A 16,798-nucleotide genomic window follows, 5' to 3' on the forward strand; every position below is an offset into this window, starting at 1 on the left:
CCACCCTGGCCGCCGTGGGCCAGATGGGCGCGGTGTGGACGGGCGGCGGCACGCTGATCGCCTGGTCTTCGCTGATCGCGGTGGCGGGCTTTGCGCGCGTGCACGTGCTGTCGCTGGTGCGGGCGCTGCTGCTGCCGGTGGTCGTGGCGCTGGTCATTTCCACGATATGCGCGGTGCTCATCTGGAGCTAGGCGGCGCGGGCACGGCAAAGGGGCCCCTCGCGGCCCCTTTTTTCATGGCCCCGGCCCTGCGGAACCGGGGGTTAATACGGATCGCGCCATACGGATTAAAGTATACAATGTTCATTGGCACGATTCTCAGACGCCGCACCGCCGGCCGCGCCGGCAAAGGAAGCATTCCGTGGACGATCTTTCGCAACAGGTATTTCTGAACCACATAGGCGGCGAATGGGTCGCTTGCGCCTCGGGCAAGACCGCGCCCAACGTCAACCCGGCCGACACCGGCGACGTCGTGGGCCATTTCCAGGTGTCCGGCGCCGAGGACGCGCGCCGCGCCGTGCAGGCCGCCCAGGCTGCCTTTGCCGCCTGGCGCGACACCCCGGTCAGCAAGCGCGCCGCCATCCTGTTGCGCGCCGCCCAGTACCTGGAGGACCATGCCGAGGCATTCGGCCGCGAACTCACGCGCGAAGAAGGCAAGGGCCTGAATCTGGCCAGGGACGAGGTGATGCGCTCGGCCCAGACGCTGCGTTTCTATGCCGTGGAGGGCCAGTCTTTTACCGGCGAGACTTTCGTCAACGACGATCCCGACATGGTGGTCTACACCCAGCGCGAGCCGCTGGGCGTGGTGACGGTGATCTCGCCCTGGAATTTCCCGATTTCGATTCCCGCCCGCAAGATCGCGCCGGCCCTCATCACCGGCAACACGGTGGTGTTCAAGCCCTCGTCCGATGCGCCGCTTTCCGGCCTGCGCCTGGCCGAGGCGTTGCTGCAGGCGGGGCTGCCGGCCGGCGTGCTGAATTTCATTACCGGGCCGGCCTCGGCCGTGGGCCAGGCGCTGACAGCCGCGCCGGAAGTGCGCGCCATTTCCTTTACCGGCTCCACGGCCGCGGGCGAGCAGATCCACCGCGCCGCCGGGCTGACGACCCGTACCCAGATGGAGCTGGGCGGCAAGAACCCGCTCATCGTGCTGGCCGACGCCGACCTGGAGCGCGCCGTGGACCTGGCGATCAAAGGCGGATTCTCGCTCAGCGGCCAGGCCTGCACCGGCACCAGCCGGGTGCTGGTGGACAAGCGCGTGCTGCCGGCCTACACCGAGAAGCTGCTGGCGCGCATGAAGTCGCTCACCATCGGCAACGGGCTGGAAGGCAGCTTCGACCTGGGCCCGCTGGCCACGCGCCAGCAGTTGGACAATGTGCTGAGCTACGTGGCCATCGGCAAGCAGGAGGCCACCCACCTGCATGGTGGCGACCGGCTCGTGGAAGGGGCCTACGGCAAGGGCTACTACGTAACGCCGGCGCTTTTCACGGACGTGACGCAGCAGATGCGTATCGCGCGCGAGGAAATCTTCGGCCCCGTGCTGGCCCTGATCGAGGTGGACGGCTACGAAGACGCCATCGCCAAAGCCAACGACACGGAATACGGCCTGTCGGCCGCCATCGCCACGACCGACGCGCGCCATGCCCACCGCTTCGCGCGCGACATCCAGGCGGGCACGGTGAAGATCAACCGCACCACCACGGGCAATCTCATCAATGCCCCATTCGGCGGCCTCAAGCATTCCAGCACGTCCACTTTCCGCGAGTCGGGCCGCGTGGGGCTGGAGTTCTACACGCAGATCAAGACCGTCTACCGCGCGGGCTAGGGCGTGCCGACACGTCCCGGGCCCGTGTCTTCCCTGACATTCCCAAGAGGCTATCCATGAAACAGGTTTACCGGCTGGAACTCGAAGAGGCGCGCGTGATGGTGCGCGCCGCCATCGCCAAATCGCAGGAGATCGGGGTGCTGGAGTCCATCTGCATCGTCGATGACGGTGGCTATCCCATTGCGCTGGAGCGCATGGACGGCGCGCGCATCACCGGACCGCAGATCGCCTGGAACAAGGCATTCACCGCGGCCGGCCACAAGCGTTCCACGCATCTGTTCAACACCCCGCCCAACGGGCCGGCCCTGCCGGGCAACGAGGCCTTCGGCATCCAGTGGAGCTTCGAGGGCCGGTTCGCGGTGTTCGTCGGCGGGTTTCCCATCGTGGTCGATGACGAGGTCATCGGCGGCGTGGGCCTGAGCGGCGGCAACGGCGAGCAGGACACCAAGGCCGGCCTGGCGGCGCTCGCCGCGCTGGCCGAGCTGCTGGAGCCGCGCGGCATGAAAGTGACCGTGCAGGCCGACATCAAGAAATGAACCGGCCGGCGGGCCGGGCCTCTGCAAGGCTCCGCCCGCCGCGCGCAGCAGGCAGGAATCAATATGGCATACCGTGTGCAGATACTGGGCAGCGACCAGTCCTTTTCCGTGGAGCCGGGGGAATCCGTGCTGCAGGCCGCCGGGCGGGCGGACGTGCGGCTGCCGCACGAATGTACTTTCGGCGGTTGCGGCACCTGCCGCATCAAGCTGGAATCCGGCGCGGTGGATTACGAAGAGTTCCCCATGGCGCTCACCGAGGAAGAAGCGCAGCAGGGCTACGCGCTGGCCTGCCAGGCCCGGCCGCTGTCCGACCTGTGCATCAGCGCGGCGAGCGGCAGGCGGGATTTCCCCGAGCCGCGACGGCTGCCGGCGACGGTGCGCGCCATCGAGCCGCTGTGCGACGATGTGATTCACCTGACCCTGGACGTGCCCGAAGACCTGGAATACGTGCCGGGGCAGTACATGAACGTGGTGCTGCCCGGTGGACAGACCCGCAGCTTCTCCATGGCTTCCGCGTCCGGCGTCGGGCGGCTGGATTTCCACGTGCGCCGCATTCCGGGCGGCTTCTATACCGACCGCTGGCTGGGCCAGGCCCGGCCCGGCGCGGCGGTGGAGATCGAGGCGCCGCTGGGCGTGTTCAGCTACCACGAGGAAGACTGGCGGCCGATGATAATGATGGCCACCGGCACGGGCATCGCGCCCATCAAGGCCATCCTCGAATCGCTGCTCGACAGTGAAGACTGCCCGCCCATCACGCTGTACTGGGGCATGCGCACCGAGGCCGACCTGTACCTGCGCAAGCAGATCGAGAGCTGGGCGCCGCGCCTGTACGAGTTCAATTTCGTGCCGGTGCTGTCCCGGCCGGCGGACGGCTGGCGCGGGCGGCGCGGCCACGTGCAGCATGCCGTGCTGGAAGACCACGAAGACCTCTCCGACCACGCGTTCTACCTGTGCGGCGCGCCCGGCATGATCCAGGAGGCCAGGCACCTGTTCGCGCAGCGCGGCGCGAGCCTGGACCACATGTACGCCGACAGCTTCACCTTCCAGCATCCCCTCGCGGCGGCCGCCTGAGCATTGCGGCGGCGGGAAAGCGGCCCGGCCGGCTCAGGCGCGCGCGTTCCCGTCGCGCAGCACCAGCACGGGCAGGCGGGTGTGCGCCAGCACGCGCTGCGTTTCGCTGCCCAGCAGGAAACCCGCCATGCCGTGGCGGCCGTGCGACCCCATGACGATGAGGTCGCAGCCTTCTTTCTGGGCGGTTTCCACGATGGCGGCGTGCGGATGGTCGTTGACCGCGATGACGGGCGTGCAGGGCACCAGCGCGTGGCGCGCTTCCAATTCGAGGCCGTCCAGGTAGCTTTGCGCATTCTGTCGGGCGTGGCCGGCGAGCTGTCTTTCCGACACCGCCAGCATCTCTCCCTGGTAGATCGCGAGAGGATCTTCGGGAATGACCCGCAGCACCGTGATGCGGGCCCCTATTTCCTTGGCGAAAACGAGGCCGCGATGGAACGCCGATTCCGACAGCAGCGAGCCGTCGACGGCAATGAGCAGATGCCTGTACATGATGCTTCTCCTTCGCAAAAAGGAAAGCCGGGCCAAGCCAGTATATGACCGGCGCGCCGGGCGCTCCACCCCTGCTGGGGCACGGCGCGCGGCGCGGCTTCTGTTGCGGTCCCGCAACAGCTCGTGAAGTTTGTTTCCGGCGCCCGCGCTGTTGCCTTTTTGACAGGCGGCTATGCCAAAATGGCGGGCACTCGGATCATCGCCGATCCCTTTTGCCGGACCTTGAAATTGAATCCCTTGCGTTTTGCCCGCTACGCCCTGCTGGGCGTGGGGATGGCGCTGAGCGCCGCGGCGGCGTCTGCCCCCATTTTCGTACTCAACTCCCTGGACGCCAGCGTCAGCATCATCGACCCGGCGACGTACAAGGAACTGCGGCGCGTGCCCACGGGCAAGGAACCGCACCACCTGTACCTCACTCCCGACGAGAAGTCGCTCATGGTGGCCAACGCCACGGGCGATTCCATCACGCTCATGGACCCCAAGACCGGCGAGGTGCAGCGCACCCTGACCGGCATCGTCGATCCGTACCAGCTCCAGTTCTCGCCCGACATGAAGTGGTTCGTGACGGCCGCCAACCGGCTGGACCACATCGACATCTATGAATGGCTGCCGCGCGAGAAAGGCTTCGACCTCAAGCTGGTCAAGCGCATTCCGGCGGGCAAGACGCCCAGCCACATCATGATCGACGCCAAGAGCACCACGGCCTACGTCACGCTGCAGGACAGCGACCAGCTCATCGCCATCGACCTGCACACGCAGACGCCGAAGTGGACGGTGCAGGTGGGCAAGACGCCGGCCGACGTCTTCCTCACGCCCGACCAGAAAACGCTGCTCGTGGCGCTGACCGGCGACTCCTACGTCGAGGCCTACGACGTCGGCAATGGGCCGGCCAGGCTCAAGGCGCGCATCAAGACGGCGCCCGGCGCGCACGCTTTCCGCGCGCAGGGCGACCACCGCCACCTGTTCGTGAGCAACCGCACCGCCAATTCCATCAGCCGCATCGACATGCAGACCCTGGCCGTCACCGACACGTTCGCGGTGCCGGGCGGGCCGGACTGCATGGACATCCTGGCCGACGGCAAGACTCTGCTGGTCACCTCGCGCTGGGCGCGCAAGCTGACCGTGGTGGACCTGGCCCAGAAGAAAGTGGTGAACCAGGTGAATGTGGGCAAATCGCCCCACGGCGTCTGGACGCTGAACCATGTGGCGACCCGCTAGGCGCGCCGGCGCCATCCTCTGCCTGGCCCTGGCGCTGCCGTCCGTCGCGGCGGCCGCGCCGGCGGTCTGCGACAAGCCGGTGTACCTCACCTTCGATACCGGCCACATGGGCGTGGCGCCGCTGGTGGCCGACGTGCTGGCCCGCCATCACGTCAAGGTCACGTTCTTCCTGGCCAACGAGCGCACGCTCACCAACGGCAGCAGCCTGGACGACCAGTGGGCGCCCTGGTGGAAGGCGCGCGCCGCCGAAGGCCACGTCTTCGGCTCGCACACCTACGACCATGTCTATTGGCAGGGCGACCTGCCCGGCGGCCGCTTCCGCGTCAAGCCCAGCGCCGGGCCCGATGCCGGCAAGCGCGACACCTACACCGCGGCGCAGTATTGCGGCGAGATCAGGCGTTCGGCCGAGCGCTTCCGGCAGATGACGGGCCGCGCCATGCTGCCGCTCTACCGCGCGCCGGGCGGCAAGACCTCGCCGGCGCTGCTGGCGGCCGCGCGCGAGTGCGGCTACGAGCACGTCGGCTGGTCCAGCGCCGGCTTCCTGGGCGACGAGCTGCCCAGCGACAAGTTCCCCAATTCGCGCCTGCTGGAGCAGGCGCTGCGCAATATCCGGCCGGGTGATATCCTGCTGGCGCACCTGGGCATCTGGTCGCGCCAGGATCCCTGGGCGCCCGCCGTGCTCGAACCCCTCATCGTCGGCCTGCAGGGCAAGGGGTTCTGTTTCGCCACCCTGGACACGCATCCGGCCTACCGCGACTGGATCGCCAAGCACCGCTGATATGGATACGCTGAGTCAACTCTTCGGCCAGTGCCAGCAATGGCTGTTTGAAACCCTGGTGCAGCCCGCGCTGTTCCACCTGGGGCTGAGCAACTACATCGAAGACGCTTACGACGCCACCATGTGGCTGCTGGTGGGCGCGGCGCAGATCGCCGTCATCGTGCTGGTGTTCGGCCCGCTGCAGCGGCTGCGCCCGGTCGAGCCCGTCACCGACCGTCGCCAGATCGGCATCGACATCCTCTACACCCTCATCCACCGCCTGGGCGCGTTCCGCCTCGCCCTGTTCTTCCTGGTGGATCCGCTCTGGGACAGCGTGTTCGGCCAGCTCCATGTGTGGGGGTTCGCGCCGCAGCCGCTGGACCATATCTGGCCCGGCGTGACCGACAACGCCTGGGTCAGCCTGGCCATGTACCTGCTCGTGTTCGACGCGGTGGACTACTTCTACCACCGCGCCCAGCACCGTTACGGCTGGCTCTGGGCCCTGCACGCCGTGCACCACAGCCAGCGCCAGATGACCATGTGGAGCGATGACCGCAACCACCTGCTCGACGACCTGCTGCGCGACGCCGTGGTGGTGCTGGTGTCGCAGCTCGTGGGCGTGCCGCCCGCGCAGTTCGTGGCGGTGGTGGCCATCACCCAGCTGGCGCAGAGCCTGTCGCACGCCAACCTGCGACTGCATTTCGGCGCGGTGGGCGAGCGCCTGCTGGTCAGCCCGCGCTTTCATCGCCACCACCATTCCATCGCCTACGACGCCTCCCGCCCCGGCCCGGCCGGCGGCTACAACTTCGCGGCGCTGTTTCCCGTGTGGGACGTGCTGTTCCGCACCGCGCGCTTCGGCGTGGGCTACGGGCCTACCGGCATCCACGACCAGCTGCCGGAGCGCGGCGGGCGCGACTACGGCCAGGGCTTCTGGTCGCAGCAATGGCTGGGCATCCGGCGCATGCTGGGCCGCGACCGCGCGGACGAGTCGCCCGCCGCCCAGCCCCTGCCGCCGTCGGCCGAGCGCGTCTGAAGCGGCGGCTCGCGCAGGCGGCCGCCTCAGCCCTCGTGCGTGGTCTTGCGTTTGATGGCCGCGTGCCGCCGCTCCATTCCTGACGCAGCTCGCGGCGCAGGCGCGCCGCCTCGAAGCGCTGCTTTTCCTCCAGCGTGGCCGGCTGCAGCGGCGGCACCTCGGCGGGCTTGCCGTCTTCGTCCACCGCCACCATGGTGAAGTAGCAGCTGTTTGTGTGGCGCACCAATTTCTTGCGGATGTCTTCGGTGACCACCTTGATGCCGATTTCCATCGAGGTGCGGCCGGTGAAGTTCACCGCGGCCAGGAAGGTCACCAGCTCGCCCACATGGATGGGCTCGCGGAACACCACCTGGTCCACCGAAAGGGTGACCACGTAATGCCCCGCGTAGCGGCTGGCGCAGGCATAGGCCACCTGATCCAGATACTTGAGGATGGTTCCGCCGTGCACATTGCCCGAGAAATTCGCCATGTCCGGCGTCATCAGGATGGTCATCGACAGTTGGTGGCTGAAAGCATCGTCCATGGCGTAATCGCGGCAAGTGAAAAAAGCCTATGGTAGCGGTCCGCGGCGCGTTTGCGGCGGCTTCGGAATAGGTGTCATTTCCATCTCGAACCCTGGGGCTGCGGCGGATTGGCGCGCCCCGTGCGCTACGCCTATACTCCGTAATAAATCCTTGGAAAGTGTAGGGCTTTTCATCCGGATGCCCGCCTTCCGAGTCCCACCAGGAGAGGAGTGATTCATGGTCAACATGAACCGCCGCCAGTTCTTCAAGGTGACGGGTGCGACGCTGGCGGGGTCCAGCCTGGCATTGCTGGGAGCGGCTCCCGGCACGGCCATGGCCGAGGTCCGCCAGTACAAGCTCGCGCGCATGACGGAAACGCGCAATACCTGTCCCTACTGTTCGGTTGCCTGTGGCGTGCTGATGTACGGCCTGGGCGACGGCGCCAAGAACGCCCGCGCCAGCATCGTGCACATCGAAGGCGACCCCGACCACCCGGTGAACCGGGGCACGCTCTGTCCGAAGGGCGCCGCCCTGATCGACTTCATCCACAGCCCGAACCGGCTCAAATACCCGGAATACCGGGCGCCCGGTTCCGACAAGTGGGTGCGCATGTCGTGGGACGAAGCCCTGACCCGCATCACCAAACTCATGAAGGCCGACCGCGACGCGAACTTCGAGCAGAAGACCGCGGACGGCAAGACGGTCAACCGCTGGCTCACCACCGGCATGCTGGCCGCCTCGGCCAGCAGCAACGAGGTGGGGTACATCACGCACAAGACCGTGCGCAGCATGGGGATGCTTGCATTCGACAACCAGGCTCGTGTCTGACATGGCCCGACGGTGGCAGGTCTTGCCCCGACGTTTGGCCGTGGAGCGATGACGAACCATTGGGTCGACATCAAGAACGCGGACGTAGTGCTCATCATGGGCGGCAATGCCGCCGAGGCCCACCCTTGCGGTTTCAAGTGGGTCACGGAGGCCAAGGCCCACAACAAGGCGAAGCTGATCGTCGTGGATCCGCGCTTCACGCGCTCGGCATCCGTGGCGGACTTCTACGCGCCCATACGCACCGGCACCGACATCATCTTCCTGGGCGGGGTCATCCGCTACCTGCTGGAAAACGACAAGATCCAGCATGAGTACGTGCGCAACTACACGGACTTCTCGTTCATCGTGCGCGAGGACTTCGCGTTCGACGCGGGGCTGTACTCGGGCTACAACGCCGAGAAACGCAGCTACGACAAGTCCAGCTGGGACTACGAGCGCGGCGAGGACGGCTACGTCAAGACCGACCCCACCCTGCAGCATCCGCGCACGGTGTACCAGCTCCTGAAGAAGCACTACTCGCGCTACACCGAGGAGATGGTCGAGCGCGTCTGCGGCACGCCGCGCGACAAGTTCCTCAAGGTGTGCGAGCTGCTGGCGTCCACGGCCACCAAAGACCGCGTCGCCACCATCCTGTACGCGCTGGGCTGGACGCAGCATTCCATCGGCTCGCAGATCATCCGCACGGGCGCGATGGTGCAGTTGCTGCTGGGCAATATCGGCGTGGCGGGCGGCGGCATGAACGCGCTGCGCGGCCACTCCAACATCCAGGGCCTGACCGACCTGGGGCTGATGTCCAACCTGCTGACGGGCTACCTCACGCTGCCCAACGAGCCGGAGCAGGACTACGCCGGGTACATTGCCACGCGCACGCAGAAGCCGCTGCGTCCCAACCAGCTCAGCTACTGGCAGAACTACGGCAAGTTCCACGTCAGCCTGATGAAGTCGTGGTGGGGCCGCGCGGCCACCGCCGAGAACAACTGGTGCTACGACTACCTGCCCAAACTGGACAAGCTCTACGACATGCTGCAGGTGTACGAGCTGATGCGCCAGGGCAAGATCAACGGCTACCTCGCGCAGGGCTTCAACCCGCTGGCCGCCGCGCCAGACAAGGGCAAGCTGCTGGAAGGGTTCTCCAAGCTCAAATACCTCGTCATCATGGACCCGCTGGCCACCGAGACCTCGGAATTCTGGCGCAACGCGGGCGAGTCCAACGACGTGGATCCGTCCAAGATCCAGACCGAGGTGTTCCGCCTGCCCACCACCTGTTTCGCCGAGGAGGACGGCGCGCTGGTGAACTCGGGCCGCTGGCTGCAATGGCACTGGAAGGGCGCGGAGCCGCCGGGCGAGGCCAAGAGCGACATCGAGATCATGTCGCTGCTCTTCACGCGCCTGCGCAAGATGTACCAGGAAGAGGGCGGCACCTACCCGGATCCCATCGTCAACCTGGACTGGCCCTATAGCAACCCGGAAAGCCCCACGGCCGAGGAACTGGCCAAGGAATACTCCGGCAAGGCGCTGGTCGATCTGGCCGACCCCAAGGATCCGACCCGCATCATCCGCAAGGCCGGCGAGCAGCTGGCGGGCTTTGCCGAGCTGCGCGACGACGGCTCCACGGCCAGCGGCTGCTGGATCTACGCCGGCTGCTGGGGGCCCACGGGCAACCTGATGGCGCGGCGCGACAACAGCGATCCCACCGGCATCGGCCAGACCCTGAACTGGGCCTGGGCCTGGCCGGCCAACCGCCGCATCCTGTACAACCGGGCCTCCTGCGATCTCTCCGGCAAGCCGTTCAACCCGCGCCGCAGCGTGGTGTACTGGAACGGCAAGTCCTGGGCGGGCGCCGACGTTCCCGACTTCAAGCTGGACGAGAATCCCGAAGCCGGCATGGGGCCGTTCATCATGAACCCCGAGGGTGTGGCGCGTTTCTTCGCGCGCGCCGGCATGGCCGAGGGGCCGTTCCCCGAGCACTACGAGCCGTTCGAGACGCCGCTGGGCTACAACCCGCTGTATCCGGACGCCAAGGGCGTCACCAGCAACCCGGCTGCCCGCGTGTTCAAGGACGACCTGGCCGCCATGGGCAAGGTGCAGGACTTCCCCTACGTGGGCACCACGTACCGCCTCACGGAGCACTTCCACTACTGGACCAAGAACGTTCGCATCAACGCCATTCTCCAGCCCGAGCAGTTCGTGGAGATCGGCGAGGCGCTGGCCCAGGAGCTCGGCATCGCCAACGGCGCGCGCGTCAAGGTGTCGTCCAACCGCGGCTACATCAAGGCCGTGGCGCTGGTCACCAAGCGCATCAAGCCGCTGACCGTGGAAGGCAAGCCGGTGCACCACGTGGGCATCCCGATCCACTGGGGCTTCGTGGGCGTCGCCAAGCCGGGCTTCATCGCCAATACCCTGACGCCGTTCGTGGGCGACGGGAATTCCCAGACGCCGGAATTCAAGTCGTTCCTGGTGAAGGTCGAGAAGGCATGAGGACGAAGACCACCCCCGAGGCGCTGCGCGCCTCCCCCTCGAGGGGGCGCCGCTGCGGCCCGGCGAAGCCGGCTCCGCGCGGCCCCGCGGAGCTGCGCCGGTCTCGAGCGGCGCGATCACCGCGCGGCGTTATGGAGAACTGATATGTCATTGCAATCCCTGGACATCAAGCGGCGCTCCGCCACCACCACGCCTCCGCCCGGCGTGCGGGAACCGTCCGGCGGCTCGGTGGCCAAGCTGATCGACGTCTCCAAGTGCATCGGCTGCAAGGCCTGCCAGGCCGCCTGTATGGAATGGAACGACCTGCGCGACGAGGTCGGCGTCAACGTAGGCGTCTACGACAACCCGTCCGACCTGACCGAGCATTCCTGGACCGTCATGCGCTTCTCGGAGTACGAGAACCCGCAGGGCGACCTGGAGTGGCTGATCCGCAAGGACGGCTGCATGCACTGCGAGGATCCGGGCTGCCTGAAGGCCTGTCCCTCGCCGGGCGCCATCATCCAGTACAACAACGGCATCGTGGATTTCCACGAGGAGAACTGCATCGGCTGCGGCTACTGCATCACCGGCTGCCCGTTCAACGTCCCGCGCATTTCCAAGAAGGATCACAAGGCCTACAAGTGCACCCTGTGTTCCGACCGCGTGGCGGTGGGCCAGGAGCCGGCCTGCGTCAAGACCTGTCCCACCGGCGCCATCGTGTTCGGCACCAAGGAAGACATGAAGCAGCACGCGGCCGAGCGCATCGAAGACCTGAAGTCCCGGGGCTTCGAGCACGCCGGGCTGTACGACCCGCAGGGCGTGGGCGGCACGCACGTCATGTACGTGCTGCACCACGCCGACCAGCCGGAGCTGTATCACGGCCTGCCGAAGGACCCGCAGATCAGCCCGCTGGTGTCGCTGTGGAAGGGCATCGCCAAGCCCCTGGGCGTGGCGGTCATGGCGCTGACGGCCCTGGCCGGCTTCTTCCACTACGCCCGCGTGGGCCGCAACGAGGTCGGCGAAGAAGACGAGCGCAGGGCCGAAGAGGAGGCGCGCCATGAGTGACATCAACCGCTATCGCCGCATCCGGCGCTACACGCCGGGTGAGCGCACCAACCACTGGATCATCGCGCTCACGTTCATCCTGCTCGCGCTGTCCGGCCTGGCGCTCTTCCATCCGTCGCTGTACTGGCTCACCAACCTCTTCGGAGGCGGCCCCTGGACGCGCATCCTGCATCCGTTCATCGGCCTGGTGATGTTCGTCTGCTTCTTCGTCTTCGCCATCCACATGTGGCGGCACAACCTGCTCACCAAGAACGACCGGCAGTGGCTGCGCCAGCTCGACGACGTCATGGACAACCGCGAAGACAGGCTGCCCGAGGTGGGCAAGTACAACGCCGGCCAGAAGCTGCTGTTCTTCGTGCTGGTGCTGTGCATGCTGGGGCTTTTCGCGAGCGGCATCGTGATCTGGCGCGAGTATTTCGCGTTCTATTTCCCCATCGGAGTCATCCGGGCCGCTTCCGTGCTGCACGCCGTTTGTGCGCTGGTGCTGATTTGCGCGATCATTGTGCATATTTACGCCGCGATCTGGGTCAAGGGTTCGCTTACGGCCATGCTGCGCGGGTTCGTGACGGCGGGATGGGCCTGGAAGCACCATCGCGCCTGGTTCCGCGAACAGATACGCAAGTAACCGGACCGGCCCGCGGGCGCGCCCGCCCGCGCACGGCCGGATCGCGCGGCTGCCTGCCCCGGCCAGGGCAGGCAGCCGTGTTTGTTTTTCAGGAGACGCCATTGCAGCGAATTCTTCCTGCGCACCGAGATCGAGACGCTCGATCACAACGCCATTCCCCGCATCGCGCTGCCCGAGCGCGGCACGGTCTTCGCGGCGCGCGCCGCGCGCCTNAGCTGGCAGGAAAAACAGCCGGCCACGCCGTGCCCGCCGTGCAGACCCTGCCCGCCCAGGCGCCGGGAACGCGCCCCTCGCGCGCCCTGCCCTACGAGCTGCACGCCAGCGCGCGCGAAGACGCGGGCGCCGGGCAGGTCCGGCTGATCTTCGCCAACGCCAGCGCCGCCGGCGCGGCGGCCGTCTTCCATGTGTACGACAAGCTGCGCCTGGACCGCATACCGCGGCGCTACGTCGTCGAAGCCGGCAAGTCGCTGGAAGACGCCTGGGACGTTTCCGCCGACCAGGGGCGGTACGACCTCTGGGTGCTGGGCCCCAATGGCTATCATCGTTCGTTTGCCGGCGATCTCGCCCAGGCCGCCGGCGCGCGGCCGGAGATCCAGGTGTGCTACCTGCCCTGCGAAACCCCGCAGGTGCAGGTCAAGCTGCGCAACGACGGCGCCGCGCCCTGCGTGTTCTCGGTGCGCGCCATGGCCTACCGCGGCGACGGCCCGTGGAGCGTGACGGTGCAGCCCGGCGCAACGGGAGAGCTGACGTGGGATGTGGCCGCATGCGGCCAGTGGTATGACTTCGCGGTGGCCTGCGAAGGCTACGCCGCGTTCGCGCGGCGCTTTGCCGGACGCATGGAAACGGGCAAGGATTCCATCAGCGACCCGGCCATGGGGCAAGTGGCCTGAGCCCCGAAGACGAATGCCGGCGCAGAACGCCGGCATTCCAGGAAAATCCTCGGCCGCCCGCCGGCGCAGAACGCGCCGGCGGGCGGCGGTTCAATCGGCCAGCAGCGCGCCGGCGAATTCATCGGCGACGAAGGGCTGCAGGTCTTCCAGGCTTTCGCCCACGCCGATCCAGTAGACCGGAATCGGCCGCACGCCCTGGCTGCCCGCCGCCACGGCGGCCAGCGTGCCGCCCTTGGCGGTGCCGTCCAGCTTGGTCACGACCAGGCCGGTGAGATTGATGGCGGCATCGAAGGCGCGGATCTGCGCCAGCGCATTCTGGCCCGTGTTGCCGTCCACCACCAGCAGCACCTCATGCGGCGCGGAGGCGTCGGCCTTGCCGATCACGCGGCGGATCTTCTTCAGCTCTTCCATCAGGTGCAGCTGGGTCGGCAGGCGGCCCGCCGTGTCCACCATGACCACGCTGGCGCCCCGGGCGCGCCCGGCATTGACGGCGTCGAAGGCCACTGCGGCGGGGTCGCCGCCGTCCTGGGAGATGACCGTGACGTTGTTGCGGCTGCCCCATTCGATGAGCTGTTCGCGCGCCGCCGCGCGGAAGGTGTCGCCCGCGGCCAGCAGCACGCTGGCGCCCTGGCGCTGGAACGTGTTGGCCAGCTTGCCGATGGACGTGGTCTTGCCCGCGCCGTTCACCCCGGCGATCATCACCACCAGCGGCTTGGCGCGGTTGAGCTCGAAGCTGCGCTGCAGCGGCCGCAGGTGGTCGGCCAGCAATTCGCGCAGCGCCGCCTTGACCTTGGCCGGGTCTTCGATGCGTTCTTTCTTGACCCGGGCGCGCAGGGCCGCAAGCAGCTTCTCGGTGGCCTCCAGCCCCGCATCGGCCATAATGAGCGCCGATTCGAGTTCCTCGAAAAGGTTCTCGTCGACCTTCACGCCGACGAAAATGCCGCCGATGCTCTGGCCGGTGCGCGACAGGCCCTGCTTGAGGCGGGTCAGCCACAACGGCGTGTAGGCATAGCCCAGTTCGATGGAAATGCCGCGCGCCTTTTCTTCCTTGAGCCTGTCGGTATCCACGCCGGTCAGGGCGCGCACCAGCGTGGTCTTGCCGTGGTCGATGTGCCCGGCGGTGCCGACGATCATGCGGATTCTCCGCCCGCGCCGGCCATGGCCGCGAGCTGCTCGCCGAAAGCCGGCGCATCTCGCGCCTCCAGGCAGCGCAGGTCGAGCCAGAGCGCGTCGTCGGCGATGCGGCCGAGTGACGCGCGGCAGCGCGCGCAGCCGCGCCTCCAGGCGGTCGAGATGACGGCCCGGCCTGCCCTTGCCCGCGTAGCGCGCCGCCAGGCCGTAGCTCGGGCAACTGGTCCTCCGGCAGCGCGCCGCTGCCGATCTGGCTGAACATGGGCATGGCCTCGACCTGGTAGGCGGGGCCGGCCGCCTGCGCCAGCAGCGGCGCAGGCTCCTCGGCCAGCGCCTGGATGTCGCGCTGCGGCCGGGTCAGCAGGCGCAGCGCCGTCAGGCGCTCGGCCAGGAACTCGGGCGCGCGGTACAGCGACAGCACCGGCTCCAGCGCGGCCAGCGTCAGCTTGTGACGCGCAGCGCGCGCTTGAGCGGGTTCTTCTTGATCTTGCGGATGAGGTCGGCGCGCCCCACCAGCAGGCCCGCCTGCGGGCCGCCCAGCAGCTTGTCGCCGCTGAAGGTGACCAGGTCGGCGCCCGCCTCGATGGTTTCGCGCACGGTGTCTTCGCGCGGCAGGCCGTAGCGGGTCAGATCGACCAGGGTGCCGCTGCCCAGGTCCACCGTAGCCGGCAGGCCGCGCGCATGCGCCATGCCCGCCACCTCCGCCACGCTCACGCTCTTGGTGAAGCCGGTGACGGCGTAGTTGCTGCAATGCACCTTCATGAGCATGGCCGTGCGCGGGCCGATGGCGTTCTGGTAGTCGGCCGCGTGCGTGCGGTTGGTGGTGCCCACCTCGACCAGCCGTGCGCCGGCGCGCTTCATGATGTCGGGGATACGGAACGCGCCGCCGATTTCCACCAGTTCGCCGCGCGACACCACCACCTCGCGGCGGTCGGCCAGGGCATTGAGCATGAGCAGCACGGCGGCCAGGCCGATCAGCACGCCGCCGGCCAGCGCGGGCCACGGCGCGAACGCAGCCCGGTCCAGCGTCATTGCAGGGCCTCCAGCGCCCGGCCGCAGTACAGGCTGGACAGGGTTTTCATGACCTGGCTGACTTCGTAGCTGGCCATGCGGTAGTACACATACTTGCCCTGGCGGCGCGTGGCCACCAGTCCTTCGTCGCGCAGCACGCCGAGCTGCTGCGACAGGGAGGGCTGCCGGATGCCGGTCAGGGATTCCAGTTCGCTCACGTTGCGCTCGCCCTGCACGAGCTGGCACAGCAGCAGCAGGCGGTCTTCGTTGGCCAGCGCCTTGAGCAGCGTGCACGCCTGAGAGGCGGATTCGCGCAGCGCGGCGACTTCGCGCTCGGTAAGGGTGGCATTCATTTGCGGCCGGTCAATCGTTGGATGAAGTCGGATTCATTATATTGACCTATAGAATATCCAACAATATTATTTAAAAAAGTAAATTGATTGCCCCGTCCGGGGAGACATCGTGAATCCGCACATCCAGGCTTTCTTCGACCCCGCCACCGCCACCGTGACCTACGTGGTGCACGAGCCTGTGCCCGGCGGGGCCTGCGCCATCATCGACTCCGTGCTGGACTACGACCCCAAGTCCGGGCGCACCGGCACGTCCAGCGCCGACCGGGTGGCGGCCTATGTGCGCGGGCAGGGGCTGAAAACCGAGTGGCTGCTCGAAACCCATGCCCATGCCGACCACCTTTCGGCCGCGCCCTACCTGCAGCGGCGGCTGGGCGGCGTCATCGCCATCGGGCAAGATATCCGCGCCGTGCAGGGCGTTTTCAGGCAAGTGTTCAACCTGGAACCGGGCTTCGCGCTGGACGGCTCCCAGTTCGGCCATCTGTTCGCCGACGACGAGACGTTCCGCATCGGCGCGATCGAGGCGCGGGCCATGCACGTGCCCGGCCATACGCCGGCCGACATGGCCTACCTGGTGGGCGACGCGGCCTTCGTGGGCGACACGCTCTTCATGCCCGACGTGGGCACGGCGCGCTGCGACTTCCCGGGCGGCGACGCCCATGCCCTGTACCGCTCCATCCGCCGCCTGCTGGCGCTGCCCGGCGATACGCGGCTCTTCATGTGCCACGACTACCCGCCCGAGGGCCGCGGCGCCGCATGGGAAACCACGGTCGCGGAGCAGCGCCGCGCCAACATCCACGTGCGCGACGGCGTCTCCGAAGAGGAATTCGTGGCCATGCGCACGCGGCGCGACGCCACGCTGTCCATGCCCACTCTCATCCTGCCGGCCATCCAGGTGAACATCCGCGCCGGCCACTTCCCGCCGGCCGAGGACAACGGCGTGCGCTACCTGAAGATTCCGCTGGACACGCTGTAGGAATTTCGCGCAAGATCGGCCGGTCAGACGACCGTCC

14 protein-coding genes and 4 pseudogenes are annotated in these 16,798 nt (G+C 67.6%); 13 read left to right on the forward strand and 5 right to left on the reverse strand.

Annotation, left to right across the window (positions count from 1 at the left end):
* The 4 genes and pseudogenes from AD428_RS14175 to AD428_RS14190 form a co-directional block, all read left to right on the forward strand.
* Positions 1-191 (forward strand): annotated as a pseudogene (locus AD428_RS14175) (hypothetical protein); the annotation flags it as partial.
* A gap of 169 nt (positions 192-360) precedes the next feature.
* Positions 361-1,821 carry an aldehyde dehydrogenase family protein gene (locus tag AD428_RS14180; protein ID WP_053245238.1) on the forward strand — a complete coding sequence of 487 codons (1,461 nt, stop codon included), beginning with the start codon at positions 361-363 and terminating at the stop codon, positions 1,819-1,821.
* A 56-nt stretch (positions 1,822-1,877) separates the two neighbouring features.
* Entirely contained in the window at positions 1,878-2,357 is a 480-nt protein-coding gene (locus tag AD428_RS14185) for a GlcG/HbpS family heme-binding protein (RefSeq protein ID WP_053245233.1), read from the forward strand.
* Positions 2,358-2,420: 63 nt separating this feature from the next.
* Entirely contained in the window at positions 2,421-3,428 is a 1,008-nt protein-coding gene (locus AD428_RS14190; protein ID WP_053245234.1) for a 2Fe-2S iron-sulfur cluster-binding protein, read from the forward strand.
* A 33-nt stretch (positions 3,429-3,461) separates the two neighbouring features.
* Here the strand turns inward: AD428_RS14190 and AD428_RS14195 are convergent, their stop codons facing one another.
* Positions 3,462-3,917, reverse strand: a complete 456-nt coding sequence (locus AD428_RS14195) for a universal stress protein (RefSeq protein ID WP_053245235.1) — start codon at positions 3,915-3,917, stop codon at positions 3,462-3,464.
* A 273-nt stretch (positions 3,918-4,190) separates the two neighbouring features.
* Here AD428_RS14195 and AD428_RS14200 point away from each other — a divergent pair, with 273 nt between their 5' ends.
* Genes AD428_RS14200 through AD428_RS14210 form a run of 3 tightly spaced genes read left to right on the forward strand, consistent with a single transcriptional unit; the run spans position 4,191 to position 6,925 of the window.
* Positions 4,191-5,135: a beta-propeller fold lactonase family protein gene (locus AD428_RS14200; protein WP_053245239.1), complete on the forward strand. Its 945-nt coding sequence runs from the start codon at positions 4,191-4,193 to the stop codon at positions 5,133-5,135.
* Entirely contained in the window at positions 5,119-5,913 is a 795-nt protein-coding gene (locus AD428_RS14205) for a polysaccharide deacetylase family protein (RefSeq protein WP_053245236.1), read from the forward strand. Before AD428_RS14200 ends, AD428_RS14205 begins: the two co-directional genes overlap by 17 nt.
* A 1-nt stretch (position 5,914) precedes the next feature.
* A complete protein-coding gene (locus tag AD428_RS14210; RefSeq protein ID WP_053245603.1) occupies positions 5,915-6,925 on the forward strand; it encodes a sterol desaturase family protein in 1,011 nt (336 codons plus the stop codon).
* A 26-nt stretch (positions 6,926-6,951) separates the two neighbouring features.
* Here AD428_RS14210 and AD428_RS25050 read toward each other — a convergent pair.
* Positions 6,952-7,448 (reverse strand): annotated as a pseudogene (locus AD428_RS25050) (acyl-CoA thioesterase).
* Between the two features lie 217 nt (positions 7,449-7,665).
* On the opposite strand from AD428_RS25050, the gene fdnG reads away from it, so the two are divergent.
* The 5 genes and pseudogenes from fdnG (at position 7,666) to AD428_RS14235 (ending at position 13,293) form a co-directional block, all read left to right on the forward strand.
* Positions 7,666-10,734 carry a formate dehydrogenase-N subunit alpha gene (gene fdnG / locus AD428_RS14220; RefSeq protein WP_152968099.1) on the forward strand — a complete coding sequence of 1,023 codons (3,069 nt, stop codon included), beginning with the start codon at positions 7,666-7,668 and terminating at the stop codon, positions 10,732-10,734.
* A 144-nt stretch (positions 10,735-10,878) separates the two neighbouring features.
* The gene (gene fdxH, locus AD428_RS14225) at positions 10,879-11,778 is read left to right on the forward strand and encodes a formate dehydrogenase subunit beta (RefSeq protein WP_053245606.1); all 900 of its coding nucleotides are present in this window, start codon (positions 10,879-10,881) and stop codon (positions 11,776-11,778) included.
* On the forward strand, positions 11,771-12,403 hold the full coding sequence (locus tag AD428_RS14230) for a formate dehydrogenase subunit gamma (protein WP_053245607.1): 633 nt from the start codon (positions 11,771-11,773) through the stop codon (positions 12,401-12,403). The genes fdxH and AD428_RS14230 overlap by 8 nt, the downstream gene beginning before the upstream one ends.
* A gap of 117 nt (positions 12,404-12,520) precedes the next feature.
* Positions 12,521-12,615: pseudogene (locus AD428_RS29535) on the forward strand (formate dehydrogenase accessory protein FdhE); the annotation flags it as partial.
* A gap of 39 nt (positions 12,616-12,654) precedes the next feature.
* A complete protein-coding gene (locus tag AD428_RS14235) occupies positions 12,655-13,293 on the forward strand; it encodes a phospholipase domain-containing protein (RefSeq protein WP_082308410.1) in 639 nt (212 codons plus the stop codon).
* A gap of 90 nt (positions 13,294-13,383) precedes the next feature.
* On the opposite strand, the gene ftsY is transcribed toward AD428_RS14235, so the two are convergent.
* The 3 genes and pseudogenes from ftsY to AD428_RS26160 form a co-directional block, all read right to left on the reverse strand.
* Positions 13,384-14,427, reverse strand: a complete 1,044-nt coding sequence (gene ftsY / locus AD428_RS14240; RefSeq protein WP_235490273.1) for a signal recognition particle-docking protein FtsY — start codon at positions 14,425-14,427, stop codon at positions 13,384-13,386.
* Positions 14,424-15,390 (reverse strand): annotated as a pseudogene (selA, locus tag AD428_RS14245) (L-seryl-tRNA(Sec) selenium transferase); the annotation flags it as partial. The gene ftsY and the pseudogene selA, both read right to left, overlap by 4 nt.
* Before the next feature lie 62 nt (positions 15,391-15,452).
* Positions 15,453-15,788, reverse strand: a complete 336-nt coding sequence (locus AD428_RS26160; RefSeq protein ID WP_053245609.1) for an ArsR/SmtB family transcription factor — start codon at positions 15,786-15,788, stop codon at positions 15,453-15,455.
* Between the two features lie 109 nt (positions 15,789-15,897).
* Here AD428_RS26160 and AD428_RS14255 point away from each other — a divergent pair, with 109 nt between their 5' ends.
* Positions 15,898-16,761: an MBL fold metallo-hydrolase gene (locus AD428_RS14255; protein WP_053245610.1), complete on the forward strand. Its 864-nt coding sequence runs from the start codon at positions 15,898-15,900 to the stop codon at positions 16,759-16,761.
* Positions 16,762-16,798 lie beyond the last annotated feature (37 nt).

The sequence above is a fragment of the Achromobacter sp. DMS1 genome (assembly GCF_001270295.1).